At 71.1% G+C, this 13,256-nt stretch carries 9 protein-coding genes; 6 read left to right on the forward strand and 3 right to left on the reverse strand.

Annotated features, from left to right (window positions below; translation table 11 throughout):
• Positions 1-220 precede the first annotated feature (220 nt).
• From AB0B35_RS33625 to AB0B35_RS33635, 3 genes are all read left to right on the forward strand, one after another.
• The gene (locus AB0B35_RS33625; protein ID WP_361053332.1) at positions 221-2,017 is read left to right on the forward strand and encodes a 5'-nucleotidase C-terminal domain-containing protein; all 1,797 of its coding nucleotides are present in this window, start codon (positions 221-223) and stop codon (positions 2,015-2,017) included.
• Between the two features lie 91 nt (positions 2,018-2,108).
• Complete coding sequence (locus AB0B35_RS33630; protein WP_361053335.1) at positions 2,109-2,618, forward strand: DUF664 domain-containing protein; 510 nt, start codon at positions 2,109-2,111, stop codon at positions 2,616-2,618.
• A 160-nt stretch (positions 2,619-2,778) separates the two neighbouring features.
• Positions 2,779-3,615: an alpha/beta hydrolase gene (locus AB0B35_RS33635; protein WP_361053338.1), complete on the forward strand. Its 837-nt coding sequence runs from the start codon at positions 2,779-2,781 to the stop codon at positions 3,613-3,615.
• Between the two features lie 51 nt (positions 3,616-3,666).
• Here AB0B35_RS33635 and AB0B35_RS33640 read toward each other — a convergent pair whose 3' ends face one another.
• Positions 3,667-5,355: a pectinesterase family protein gene (locus tag AB0B35_RS33640; RefSeq protein WP_361053341.1), complete on the reverse strand. Its 1,689-nt coding sequence runs from the start codon at positions 5,353-5,355 to the stop codon at positions 3,667-3,669.
• A gap of 340 nt (positions 5,356-5,695) precedes the next feature.
• Between AB0B35_RS33640 and AB0B35_RS33645 the strand changes: the two genes are divergently transcribed.
• Both AB0B35_RS33645 and AB0B35_RS33650 read left to right on the forward strand, forming a co-directional pair.
• Complete coding sequence (locus tag AB0B35_RS33645; RefSeq protein ID WP_361053343.1) at positions 5,696-5,998, forward strand: hypothetical protein; 303 nt, start codon at positions 5,696-5,698, stop codon at positions 5,996-5,998.
• Between the two features lie 366 nt (positions 5,999-6,364).
• Positions 6,365-8,485 carry an EAL domain-containing protein gene (locus AB0B35_RS33650; RefSeq protein WP_361053346.1) on the forward strand — a complete coding sequence of 707 codons (2,121 nt, stop codon included), beginning with the start codon at positions 6,365-6,367 and terminating at the stop codon, positions 8,483-8,485.
• A gap of 40 nt (positions 8,486-8,525) precedes the next feature.
• On the opposite strand, the gene AB0B35_RS33655 is transcribed toward AB0B35_RS33650, so the two are convergent.
• Together AB0B35_RS33655 and AB0B35_RS33660 are read right to left on the reverse strand one after the other, a co-directional pair.
• Positions 8,526-10,277, reverse strand: a complete 1,752-nt coding sequence (locus tag AB0B35_RS33655; protein ID WP_361053349.1) for an extracellular solute-binding protein — start codon at positions 10,275-10,277, stop codon at positions 8,526-8,528.
• A gap of 26 nt (positions 10,278-10,303) precedes the next feature.
• A complete protein-coding gene (locus AB0B35_RS33660) occupies positions 10,304-11,614 on the reverse strand; it encodes a protein kinase (RefSeq protein ID WP_361053352.1) in 1,311 nt (436 codons plus the stop codon).
• A 237-nt stretch (positions 11,615-11,851) separates the two neighbouring features.
• On the opposite strand from AB0B35_RS33660, the gene AB0B35_RS33665 reads away from it, so the two are divergent.
• On the forward strand, positions 11,852-13,168 hold the full coding sequence (locus AB0B35_RS33665) for a ThuA domain-containing protein (RefSeq protein WP_361053355.1): 1,317 nt from the start codon (positions 11,852-11,854) through the stop codon (positions 13,166-13,168).
• The last annotated feature ends 88 nt before the right edge of the window (positions 13,169-13,256 follow it).

Genomic DNA, 13,256 nt, shown 5'->3' on the forward strand with positions numbered 1-13,256 from the left:
GCCGCGCCGCCGCCGCCCGTCAAGGTCACTCGACTTGCCAGGCACCTGTGCGAAAGCGTGTCCAAGATACGCACGTCTGCCGGGCGAGTCGGATGATCTCGGGCGGGTGCGCAGGGGTGGGGCAGTGGGGATGGTCGATCGGGTGGCAGGGGGTCACCTGTTTGGTTAGGGTGCGGGGCGGCGCCCCACCGGGCGAGACCCCCATGGAAAGGCTCGACACATGACCTCCCCCTCCGGTATGCCGTCGCGGCGGCAGCTGCTCACCGGCGCAGCCGCGGCCGTCGTCGCGGGACCGCTGGTCGCCGCGGTCCCGGCCCAGGCGGCCGGGCACGGGCAGCCGCAGACCTACGACCTGACGGTCCTCGGCACCTCGGACACCCACGGCAACGTCTTCAACTGGGACTACTACCGCGACAAGGAGTACGACGACAGCGCGCACAACGACGTCGGCGTCGCGAAGGTCGCCACCCTGGTCAACCAGATCCGTGCCGAGCGCAGGGGCAAGGCCACGCTGGTCCTCGACGCGGGCGACACCATCCAGGGCACCCCGCTGGCGACGTTCTACGCCAAGCAGGAGCCGATCACCTCGACGGGCGAGCGCCACCCGATGGCCCGCGCGATGAACGTCATCGACTACGACGCCATCACGCTGGGCAACCACGAGTTCAACTACGGCCTGCCGCTGCTCGACCTGTGGATCCGCCAGCTCGGCTTCCCGGCGCTGGCCGCGAACGCGGTCAAGGCGCGTTCCGGCAAGCCGGCGTTCACGCCGTACGTCATCAAGAAGGTGTCGCTGGGCCACGGCGCGCCGTCGCTGCGGGTGGGCATCCTGGGTCTGACCAACCCCGGCGTCGCGATCTGGGACAAGGCGAACGTCGAGGGCAAGCTGCGCTTCGAGGACATGATCGCGACCGCGGCGAAGTACGTGCCGATCATGCGCGAGCGCGGCGCCGACATCGTGCTGATCTCCGCGCACGGCGGCGACAGCGGCGTGTCCAGCTACGGCGACCTGCTGCCCAACGAGAACCCGACGGCGCTGATCGCGCAGCAGGTGCCCGGCATCGACGCGATCCTGTTCGGCCACGCCCACAGCGAGGTCGTGGAGAAGTTCGTCGCCAACGAGGCGACCGGCGAGCTGGTGCTGCTGTCGGAGCCGTCGAAGTGGGGCCAGCGGGTCACCCGGATGGACTTCACGCTGAGCCGCGAGCGCGGCCGGTGGAAGGTCACCGCCAAGCACGCCACCATGCTGAACACGAACACCGTCGTCGAGGACCCGAAGGTCGTCGCCGCGGTGAAGGCGCAGCACGACAAGACCGTGGCGTACATCAACCAGGTCGTGGCGACCTCGGTGGTGGAGCTGTCCGCGGAGCAGTCCCGCTACCTCGACACCCCGATCCTCGACTTCATCAACAAGGTGCAGACCGACACGGTGACCGCGGCCATGGCGGGCACCCCGCAGGCGGGCCTGCCGGTGCTGTCGATCGCCGCGCCGTTCAGCCGCACCGCGCTGTTCCCGGCCGGCGATGTGAAGATCAAGGACGTCGCCGGGCTGTACATCTACGACAACACCCTCGAAGCCGTGGTCCTCACCGGCGCCGAGGTGCGCGCCTACCTGGAGTACTCGGCCAAGTACTTCCGCACGCTCGCCCCGGGCGCGCCGGTCGACCCGGCCGCGATCAGCGAGCCCACCGTGCCGGACTACAACTACGACACGTTCTCCGGCATCGACTACGAGATCGACATCAGCAAGCCGGTGGGCCAGCGCATCACGGTCCTCCACCACGCCGGTACGGCCACCCCGGTCGCCGACACCGACCAGTTCGTGGTGGCGGTGAACAACTACCGGCGCAGCGGCGGCGGCGGCTTCCCCGGCATCGTCAAGCCGCAGGTCTACAACGAGCAGCAGGAGATCCGCCAGCTGCTCATCGACTGGGCCCAGGCCAAGGGCTCGATCGACCCGGCGGACTTCTTCCAGCAGAACTGGAAGCTGGTCCGCGAGGGCGTCCCGGTGTTCTGACCCGCTTGTCCGGTGCGCGGGGCGCCACGACACGGCGCCCCGCGCACCGCGCCCGGCGGTCCACGCCACCGGTGGGCGGCATACTCGACGGGTGAGCGATGCCCCGCCCAGCCCGACCACGCCGATCGGCTCCCGCAACGAGGTGTTCACCGCCTACCTCGACCACTACCGGAGCACCGTCATCCGGACCGTCGAGCGACTGTCCGAGGCGGAGCAGCGCCACAGCCGGCTCGCGTCCGGCTGGACGCCGGTCGAGCTGCTCAAACATCTGCGGCATGTCGAGCTGCGCTGGATCATGTGGGGCTTCGAGGGCCGCGACGTCGGCTATCCCTGGGGCGACCGGCGCGACGACCGCTGGCACGTGGACCCCTCGGAGTCACTGGCCGAACTGGTCGCCGTGCTGCTGGCGCAGGGCGAGCACACCCGCGAGGTCGTGCTCGCCACGGACCTGGCCACGGTCGGGCAGCCCAGCGAGCGCTGGGACGGGGCCGAGCCGCCCACGCTGGAGCGGGTCCTGTTCCACCTGCTGCAGGAGTACGCCCGCCACACCGGCCACCTGGACATCGTGGCCGAGCTGGCCGCGGCCGACACGCCCGCATGATCGTCTGGTAACGTCACCGCTCACGCGACCGACCCGAGGAGGTGAGACCCATCAACGCGACATCAGGCTGGGTGCTCCCCCTTCTCGAGGCAGCGCGGTCCATCTGACGTGGATGGCCGCCGGGGCGCCCGTGAGGCATCCCGCGAAAGGCTGACCACCCATGACGACCTACTTCGGCTCCGACGGAGCCGCGCTGCACTACGACGAGCTGAACCACGACGGCGGTACGCCGGTCGTGGCGCTCGCCGGCGGTGCGGCCCTGCATCCGCGATACCTGGGCGACCTGGCCGGACTCCCGCAGCGCCTGATCGTTCCCCACCTGCGCGGTGTGGGACTCTCCCCGCTGCCTGAGTCCGCGCAGACGGCGTCGTACTGGCGGCAGGCCGAGGACCTCGAACAGCTGCGCGTCCACCTGGGCCTGGACCGGCTGCTGCTGCTCGGCCACTCGGCGGGCACCAGGCTCGCGGTCAGCTACGCGGCTCGGTTCCCCGACCGGGTCGCCGGGCTGGTGCTCATCACGCCGCCCGCCGGCTACCTGGTCGACGAGCCCTCCGACACCCCGGCGCTGATCGACGCCCGGCGCGGCGACCCGGCCTTCGACGCCGCCGTCGCGGCCTGGTCCGCCGGCCCCGGCAGCACTGACGACGACGCCTTCAACGCGTGGTACCGGCAGGCCGCCCCGCTCGGCTACGCGTCCTGGGGCGAGCGGGAGCAGGCCCACGCGGCGACCACCCTCTACAGCTACGCGGCCAACCGCGCCTACTTCAGCGTCGATCCGCCCGCCGACCTTGCCCGGCTCCTCGGCGAGGTCACCGCGCCCGTCCTGGTCGTCGCGGGCGCGCAGGACTGCAGCGCCGGGCTCGCACCGGTGCGCGCGCTGTCCGGGCTCTTCCCGGCGGCCGAGTTCGCCGCGATCGACCAGTGCGGACACCATCCCTGGGTGGAGCAGCCCGCCGCGTTCCGCGCCACCGTCGACTCCTTCCTCCGCCGTCTGTGAAAAGGAAGGGCACCTTCACATCGCCATGCGATGTAGAAGGTGCCCTTGCCATCAGTTGACCGGGTTCCAGCCGTCGGTTCCGGCCAGGTACGCCTGGGCGGTGAACTGCGGGGCGTCCGCGTCGGGCAGCTGCGGCCGGTCGGCGGTCACGGTGGAGCCGGGACCGGTGTTGCGGTACTCGAAGAAGCGGGCGTCGCGCCACGAGAACCCGGACATGTCCGTCCACGGGGCGTCCTTGATGTGCGCGCCGAGCACCGAGTCGCGGAACAGCACCTGCGCGATCGCGTTGACGTCGCCGCTGGGGTGCCAGGGACGGCCGAGGTGCACGCTCTGCGCGGCGACGTCGGACGGCGCGGTCAGCACGCACCCGGTGAACAGGTAGCCGTACGGGTTCGTGATCGTGGTCGAGGCCGCGGTGACGTACCCGTTGTTGCTGGTCGAGTTGCGGTTGAGGGAGCGGATCTCGCAGCGGTCGAACACGGCCGTGCCGCGGCCGAAGATGAAGTCGACGTCGCCCTCGATGTAGCAGTCGCGGTAGTAGGCCCGGCTGACCGTGGCCGCGTTGGGGGAGCTGGGCTGCAGCGTGTCCTGGTTGCCGAGGATCCGCACGTTGTCGAAGACCAGGCGGTCGCCGCGGGTCGTCACGGCCACGGCCTGCTCGGCGCTGTAGTCGTGGGCGGCCTCGTCGAACGTGTTCGAGAAGGTGAGGTTCCGGGCGGTGAAGTCGTTGCCCTCCAGCAGCACCGAGGTGCTGCCGGTGGTGCCGTAGGTGCCGCTGCCGTCGGGTTTGGGCGTGCCGCTGGCGTTGTCGTACGTGATGACGACGTCGGCGGCGTTGCCGGTGGTGCCGACGAACGACACGTACGGCTTGCTCGCGGGAACGGTCACCAGCTCCCGGTAGGTGCCCGGTTTGATGCTGATCGTGACACGGCTGGTGTTGTTGGCGGGCACGGCGTCGACGGCCGCCTGCACCGTGGTGTGGTGGCCGCTGCCGTCCTTGGCCACCACGATCGCGCCGGCCGGCGGTGGGCTCGCCGACGGCGGGGCCGACGGGCTGCTCGACGGCGTGGGCGGGGCCGAGGGGGAGGCGCTGGGCGACGGCACGGCGCTGTCGGACACGGTCACGTCGTCGAAGGACGCGGCGGCGTAGAAGGTCGCGACGCCGATGCCGCCCGTGGCGAACTGCGCGTCGACGGCGGTCAGCGTGCTCGCGCCGTTGACCGTGCCGCGCAGCGTCGTGCCCGACACCGACAGCGACAGGGTGTACCAGACGCCGGTGGTGACGGTGACCGGACCCGTTGCCAGCGTGCTGGACGATCCGCCGACCAGTTTCTTCAGCTCGACGGTGTGATTGGATCGCAGGGCCAGGTAGTAGTAGCTGGTGTTCGACTGCGCGCGGGCGATGACGGCGGTGAACCGGTTGGAGCCGTTGAAGGCCGTGGGCTTGACCCGGGCGGTGACCGTGTAGTCCCGCCAGGACGACGACCCGGTCCGGGCGCGGGCGTCGGCGCTGGTGCCGGCCTGCCGCAGCACCCGGCTGCCGTCGGTGGTGACCGTCCAGCTCCCGCCGGAGGAGGTCCAGCCGGACGAGTTGCCGTCCTCGAAGTCGTCGGCGTAGAGCGTGGCCGCCGCGGCGGTCGCGGTGAAGGTCAGCGTGGCCAGCGCGGTGGCAAGGGCGAGGCCCGCGGCGGCTGCGGCCGGTCGCCATCGTGCGCGGCGGGACAGGTCAGTGATGGTCATGTGTCGGCTCCACTCTGTGGGGCGTCGGTGTCCCACTGGGACACCGCACGAAATGGAAAGCGCTTTCCGCCGCAACCTACGTGGCTCGCATCGTGATGTCAATCGATGCGCCGGCGCGCGGCGGGCGACCCGGGCCAGCTGCCCTCAACGCGGGCGCGCGGGGTGCCGGCGGAGGGGTTGCCGGCGCGTCCCCGGCTGCGGGAGCCGGCCCGCGCGGGCGTGGCGGATGATCTCGCCCACTGGACGGCAGGTGCTGCTGTCAGGCCGTTCTGGGCAGGGCGTATCGTCCAGCACGGTGGCCGATCATCGTTGCGGCGCACCGGTCGACATGGAGGTGTCGGTGACCGAGTCGTTGGCGCACAACGCGCCGGAGAGCGCCCTGCCGGCAGGGCTGGCGGTGAGCCACCAGACGGCCCTGGACATCATGGGCATCGCGATCGTGTGCTACTCCGTCCTCATCGAGCAGGAGGAGGGCAGGCCGTCGCCCGACTTCCAGCGGATGTCGCAGTGGGAGCGCGAACTGGAGGCCGTCGCCGAGCTGCGCCGCACCCTGGACGCGCGCGACACCGAGCGTGTGCAGCGCCTCGCGGACGAGCACGCCACCCTGGTCCGCCGCCTCGACCGGATGATCGACGACCACTGACGCACCAAGACCGCTCGACTTGCCAGGCAACCGTGCGTATCTTGACCCCGCGTATGCCCACCTGCCTGGCAAATCGAGGGGTCTTGCCCGCCTCGTCACGGTCCCGCCTGGCCTGCCTCCCCGAACATCGTTCTCGCGCAAGATCACGACGATCTTGCGTGAATTGTTGCCGTTTCGCCCGTTGTGGGCGTGTCGTACCCACGCTTCGCGCAAGATCGTCGGTTGGGGTGGGGGCGGGGCATTCCCGATGGTCCAGCAATGTGGGAGAAATCTGAGTAAAGCGGGGATTGCTCGGATTTCCCGATTTGCTCGGTTAGGCTGGCGGCTCGTGTGATCTCAGCCCACGAAGTGCCTTGGGAGGGCGATGTGACGCCGCTGACCGCGGGCGGTCTGCCCCTGATCCGACGTCCGGCGATGGTGCCGGCCGTGTTGACGCTGGCCGGAGTCGTGCTGGCGGCCTTGACCGTGGTTCAGGTGACGCCGGCCATGGAGAAGGTCCCGTTCTGGGTGATGTCGTTCCTGGCGCTCGCCGCCGCGGCCGTCACCTACCTGCCCGCGTCCGGCCGGGCCACCGGCGCCGTGATCAGTCCGTCGCTCGTGTTCACCTTCGCGATCCTGCTGTGCTGGGACCTCGGCCCGGCGATCGTGGTGCAGGCGCTGGCCGTCGCCGTGATCGCGGTCCGCGCCCGGCAGCCGTGGCGCGACGCCGTGCTCAGCGCCGCCCGGTACGCCGTCGCGTTCGGCGCCGCCTACCTGGTGCTGCTGGTCGGCGAGCCCAACCCGTTCCACAGCGTGGCGCTGGCCGACCTGCTCAACGACACGCTGGCCGTCGCCGGCTCGGCGCTGGTCTTCGTGGCCGTGTACGGCTGGTCGGTCGTCGTCAGCCAGCGGCGCGAGCGGTCCGCCGGTCGCGCCAAGCCGCAGGAGAGCCTGCGTGAACGACTGACGGCCATGCGCGACCCGGTCGTGCACCTGGCCGCGCTGACCATGCTGAGCCCGGTGCTCGCCGTGACCGGCCACGTCAGCCTCGGCTTCGTGCCCCTGGTGATCATGCCGCTGTACGCGGTCGAGCGCATGGCGCGTCTGTCCACCGAACGCCAGCGGGCCGCGCTCACCGACCCGCTCACCGGCCTGGGCAACCGGGCCAGCCTGCAGTCGGCGTACACCGACGCGCTGGCCGAGCCGCTGCGCCGGGGACAGGGCCCGACCCTGCTGCTGCTCGACCTCGACGGCTTCAAGTACGTCAACGACTCGCTGGGCCACGAGACCGGCGACCAGCTGCTCACCGCGGTCGCCGAGCGGCTGCGCGGCGGCCTGCCGGCCGGGGCCCTGGTCGCCCGCCTCGGCGGGGACGAGTTCGGGGTGCTGCTCGACGAGGCCGACACCGACCGGGCGCTGCAGGCCGCCCGGCGCATCAGCGCCGCCGTCAACGGCCCGGTCCGGCTCAGCGGCCTGGAGGTCGAGGTCACGGCCGCGGTCGGTGTCGCGGTCAGCCCGCAGCACGGCGAGGACTTCGCCACCCTGATGCGCCACGCCGACATCGCGATGTACGAGGCCAAGCGCGACAGCGTCTGCGTGGCCCTCTACCGCCCCGGCACCGACCGGCACCCGCAGCGGCTGGCCCTGCTCGACCAGGTGCGCCACGCGATCGTGACCGAGGACCGCGAGCGCATCGCCGTGCACTACCAGCCACAGGCCGACCTGGCCACCGGCCGCATCGTCGGCGTGGAGGCGCTGCTGCGCTGGACCGACCCGACCGGCCGCCCCGTCTCGCCAGCCACGATCATCTCGGTGGTCGAGCACACCCCGGTGATGCACCAGCTCACCGACCGGATCATCGACGACGCCGTGGCCCAGGCCGGACGCTGGCGGGCGGCCGGGCTCGACCTGCGCACCTCGGTCAACGTCAGCATCCGCGACCTGTTCCGCGACGATCTGGTCGAGCGGCTGCGCGACCGGCTGGTCGAGCACCGCGTGCCCGCCCGCATGGTGCAGCTGGAGATCACCGAGAGCGCGCTGATGGCCGATCCGGCCCGCGCCATGCGTACCATCGCGCAGCTGCGCGACCTGGGCGTCGGCCTGGCCTTGGACGACTTCGGCACGGGGTTCTCGTCGCTGCAGCACCTGCGGATGATCCCGCTCGACGAGATCAAGATCGACCGGTCGTTCGTCGCGGGCATGACCTCCGACCAGCACGACAGCGCGATCGTGTCGTCGGTCATCGCGCTGGCCGGGACACTGGGGCTGCGCACCGTCGCCGAGGGCATCGAGGACGCGCAGACCCGGCGGCAGCTGCGTGCGGCGGGCTGCTCGCTGATGCAGGGCTACCTGCTGTCGCAGGCGGTGCCGGCCGAGCGCATCCCCGCGCTGGTCGCCGACGCGGCGGCCACGTCCGTCGCGGCGCGAGACGAGCTCGCCACCCAGCACGAGCTGCCCGTGACGCCCGCGCCCGTGCTCTACCCGGAGCAGGCCGGCGCGCGCTGGTGACACTCACCTGACCGGGTCCGGGGCGGATCGGCGGGGCGGATCAGAAGCTGCTGAGCAGCTTCACGAAGGCCTCGTCGATCTTCTCCGGGTCCCTGGCGTCGAACGCCTTGCCACCCGTGGCGGCCGCGATCTTCTGCAGCGACACCAGGTCCGAGCCCTTGTCGAAGGCGATGCAGAAGACCTTCACCGGCCGGTCGGGGTCGAGTTCGATGTCGCGCAGCAGCTTGTCCAGGTCGTTGTCCTGGGGGTACTCGTTCTCGCCGTCGGTCAGCACGACCACCGCGTTGATCCGGGTGCGGTCGTAGTTGTCGAGCAGGTGCCGCTGCGCGGCCCGGACGGTCGTGTACAGCGCGGTGCCGCCACCAGAGCGCACCGTGTCCAGCTTCGCGCCGAAACTGCGGTCGTCCAGCCGGGACAGCGGCAGCTGCTCGCGGTAGGGCAGCTTCGCGCCGTCGAACCTGGACGAGAACGCCCACAGCCCCACCCGGTCCTCGCTGTTGAGCAGCTCGATGCCCTTCTTGGCGGCGGAGGTGGCGTACGCGAGCCGGGTCTGCGCGTTGCCGACCTTGTTCGCCGTCATCGAACCGGACACGTCGACGGCCATCAGGATGTTCGCCTTCTTGCGCAGCGTCGCCCAGCCCGCCTTGATGCCCTGCACGACCTCCGGTGACGGCGGCTCGAACAGGGTGCCCGGGGCCTTGCTGCCGCCCACCACCTTGACCAGGTCGTCGGAGGCGGCCCGCTCGTGGTCGCGGAACCCGATGGCGGCGAAGTCCCGCTGCTGCCGGTCGTCCTGCAGGAAGGCCAGGAAGTCCGCCGCCGCGGCCCGCTGCGCGGCGTCGGCCTGCGGCAGGACCACGTACGGGTGGTCCAGGTTGAAGGTGCCCTCCTTCGGATACAGCGCCACCAGCGGCTCGTTCGGCTCCTGTCCGCCGCTCAGCTCGCCCTTGTTGTAGAGGTAGACCAGCTCCTCCTGGGTGACGATCGCGCTGAGGTCGGAGGCGGCCGCGTCCCCGGCCAGGTCGGCGGCGGCCAGCCCGCGCAGCAGGTCGACCACGTCGTCGCTGTAGTGCGAGACGTTCGCCTCGATCTGGCGGACAAACCTGGTCACCTTCGGGTCGCGCAGGTCGGCGGTGGTGAGGTCGCTGGAGGTGTTGGTCGCGGCGTAGTACGTCGCGATGGTCGCGGCCAGGCCGGAGGTGGACAGGTTGGGGTTGTCCTTGCCGAAGGTGAACCGCTTCCACTCCGGCTTGCCGAACTGCGCCCAGCCCTGCTCGCCGGACATGCCGAGGATGTCGCCCCAGCCCAGCGGGCCCTTCTGCTGCAGGTAGCGCGCCTTGGCGGCGGGCATCGCGATCACCAGCGGGCTGTTGGCGATCGACTCGTACTCCCCGCCGGTCTGCACCTGGTGCCCGGCGGCCTGGTCGAGCAGCTGCAACTGGCCGGTCCACAGCGTCGACGTCGGCAGCCACACCTGCGGGCGCGGGCTGCCGGTGCCCGACAGCGCGCCCCAGTCCCCGGCCAGCGCCTGCATGGCCTGCCCGGAGGTGAGGCCGGTGACGGCTACGTCGGCGCAGCGGTCGCCGAACCGCCGCCTGCTGCCGTTGTACCGCTCGGCGAGGTCCTTGACGAGTTCGCTCTTCTCGGTCGAGGAGACGACGTCGAGCACCACGCAGCCGCTGCGGTCGCGGGCGACCGTGGACACGTACGTGTAGGAGCCCGCGATCAGGGCGAGGCCGACGGTCGCGGCGAAGGCGACCGGCAGCCAACGCTGGGTCCGGCGCGAGGCCATGGCAATCCTCCTGTGTCGCGGTCGGGTCAGCGGGGGTCGGGCCGGCCGTCGTCGAGCGCGACGGCGGTAAACAGCCGGACCAGATACACCACGGCGAAGACGCCGCCGCCGACGACCGCGCCGGTGCCGGGCTGCCCCGAGGGCACGTACCCGGCCGCGAAACCGCCCGCGCCGAGCAGGAGCGCGGTGGCGATGCCGAGCGGGTCGCCGACCTGCCGCGCCAGCCGCCGCGACCGGGACGGCTGCGATGCGACCGCTGGAGACGGGGGAGTGGTCTTCGTGGCCGGGGGCTGAGGCACCGCCGGGACCTGCGGCGGGGCCGCGTTCGGGTCGGTCGGCAACCTCGGTGCGGTGACCGTCGGCGGGGACGCCGGGGCGGTCGGCTGCGGCGCGGTGACCGTCGGCGCGGGCGCGGTGGGGGACTCCGTCCCCACCTGGAGCAGCGAGGTCGCCGCGTCGCTGCCCTCCTGGAGCGCCTCGACCAGCGGCACCGGCGCGGCCGGGGTGGCCTCGTGGCCGAGCAGGCGCATCAGCACCTGCTGCGCGGTCGGGCGGGCGTGCTGGTCCTTGGCCAGGCAGGCGACGACGAGTTCCCGCAGCGTGCCGGTCAGGTTGTCCAGGTCGGGCGGGTCGGTGAGCACCCGGGCCATCACGGTGGCCATCGAGTCGTGCCCGAAGGGGCCGCGCCCGGACGAGGCGAACCCGATGGTCGCGGCCCAGCCGAAGATGTCGCATGCCGGACCGACGTCCACATTCTGGAAGCGTTCCGGGGCCATGTACGGCACCGTCCCCATGACGTGGCCGGACATGGTCTCCGCGCCGAGCGCGCGGGCGATGCCGAAGTCGATGACGCGTGGGCCGTCGCCGCCGAGGATGACGTTGTCGGGTTTGAAGTCGCAGTGCACGATGCCGGCCTGGTGGATCGCGGCGAGCGCGGTCGCGGTGCCGACGGCGAGCCGGTAGAGGGCGTTGTCGGCCAGCGGCCCGTGGTCGCGGACCTGCTTGTGCAGCGTCGGCCCGGCGATGTACTCGCTGACGACGTACGGCAGCTCGGTGTCGATCTCGGCGTGCAGGATCTGGGCGGTGCAGAACGGGGTGACCCGCCGAGCGGCGGCGATCTCCTTGGCGAACTGCGCCTTGGCCCGGGGATTGTGCTGCAGGTCGATGTTGATCGTCTTGACCGCGACGCGGCGCTCACTGCCGTCGGCGCCGAGGTAGACGACGCCCTGACCGCCCTTGCCGAGCCGCCCGAGCAGCCGGTACGGGCCGAGCGAGCGCGGGTCGTGGCTCGTCAGCGGGCTGACGCCGGTGACGGGGTCGTCTGCCGAGTCGGCCATCTGCCCTCCTGAAACCCGATGATCCATCAACGAGCCGCAAGGATAGCGTCGCCGATCCAGCCTCCATACCCGGAGGTGAGCCGTCCTCACGGGATGGACGGCTGATCCGAATAGGAAACCAATCTTGCCTATCGACGGATTGTCAGTTAAGAATGTTTACGAACGGTTTCACCAGGTGGTCCTGGAGGGGCAGAACCCGTTCCTCGCCCCGCTACGCACGAAACCGGAGGACCCGTCGTGCCCAGAACACTGCAGACCACCGCCAGATGGTGGCTCGCCGCGCTCGCCGCCCTGCTCACCGCGATCACCGCCACCGTCGTCGCCGGACCGGGCACCGCCCAGGCCGCGCCCGCGTTCAAGGTGCTCGCCTTCTACAACGGCACCTGGGACGCCGCCCACATCGACTTCGACAAGGAGGCGCTGACCTGGTTCCCGCAGGCCGCCGCCCAGAACAACTTCACCTGGGAGGCGACCACCGACTGGAGCCGGCTCAACACCGGCAACCTCGCCCAGTACAAGGTGATCATGTTCCTGGACGACGCGCCGCCGTCGGGTCAGCGGGCCGCGTTCCAGCAGTACATGCAGAACGGGGGAGCGTGGATGGGCTTCCACGTGACCGCGTTCAACACCGACCCGAACACCTGGAGCTGGTACTACAACACCTTCCTGGGCACCGGCGCGTTCGTCTCCAACACCTGGGGCCCGACCAGCGTCACCATGCGCACCGAACGCGCCCACCCGTCCACCACCCGGCTGCCCGCGACCTGGACCTCGGCGGTCAGTGAGTGGTACTCGTGGCGCAACGACCTGCGGACCAACCCGAGCATCGACATCCTGGCCTCGATCGACCCCGGCAGCTACCCGGTCGGCACCGACCCGAACCAGACCTGGTATAGCGGCTACCACCCGCTGATCTGGACCAACCGCAACTACAAGATGCTGTACGCGAACTTCGGGCACAACGCGATGAACTACAGCACCAACACCCGGCTGTCCTCGACGTTCGCCAGCGAGGTGCAGAACCGCTGGCTGATCGACGGCCTGCTGTGGCTCGGCGGGGTCACCCCCGGCCCCAGCCCGTCGGCCTCCCCGGCGCCGTCGGCGTCGTCCGGGCCGATCTCGCCGACCGCCTGGTACAGCCTGGTGAACCGCAACAGCGGCAAGTGCGTCGACGCCCGCGCCGCGGGCTCGGCCAACGGCACCGCGATCCAGCAGTACACCTGCAACAACACCACCGCGCAGCAGTATCGCTTCACGCCGACGACCGGCGCGTACACCCACGTCGACATCCGGCTCAACAGCGCCCGCTCGCTCGACGTGACCAACGTGTCCACGGCCGACAACGCGCCGATCCAGCTGTGGACCTACAGCGGCGGCCTCAACCAGCAGTGGCAGCCCGTCGCCGAGGGCGGCGGCTACTACCACCTGGTCAACCGCAACAGCGGCAAGTGCCTCGACGTGCCCGCCGCGTCCACGGCCGACAGCGTCCAGCTCGTGCAGTACACCTGCAACGGCACCGGCGCGCAGTCGTTCCGACTGGTGCAGCAGCCCTAGACCTCGGGGGAGGGCGAGCGGGCCGGTGCCACGCGCACCGGCCCGCTCCGTCGTCACCGGGGTCGGCGACCCCGCCGCGTTGCGCATG

It is taken from the genome of Catellatospora sp. NPDC049133, from assembly GCF_040648455.1.
GTDB lineage: Bacteria > Actinomycetota > Actinomycetes > Mycobacteriales > Micromonosporaceae > Catellatospora > Catellatospora aurea.

Bases quoted from the DNA above. Each gene is read 5' to 3' on its own strand.
- AB0B35_RS33625 (WP_361053332.1), top strand. From the start codon at position 221: ATGACCTCCCCCTCCGGTATGCCGTCGCGGCGGCAGCTGCTCACCGGC.
- AB0B35_RS33635 (WP_361053338.1), top strand. From the start codon at position 2,779: ATGACGACCTACTTCGGCTCCGACGGAGCCGCGCTGCACTACGACGAG.
- AB0B35_RS33640 (WP_361053341.1), bottom strand. From the start codon at position 5,355: ATGACCATCACTGACCTGTCCCGCCGCGCACGATGGCGACCGGCCGCA.
- AB0B35_RS33655 (WP_361053349.1), bottom strand. From the start codon at position 10,277: ATGGCCTCGCGCCGGACCCAGCGTTGGCTGCCGGTCGCCTTCGCCGCG.
- AB0B35_RS33660 (WP_361053352.1), bottom strand. From the start codon at position 11,614: ATGGCCGACTCGGCAGACGACCCCGTCACCGGCGTCAGCCCGCTGACG.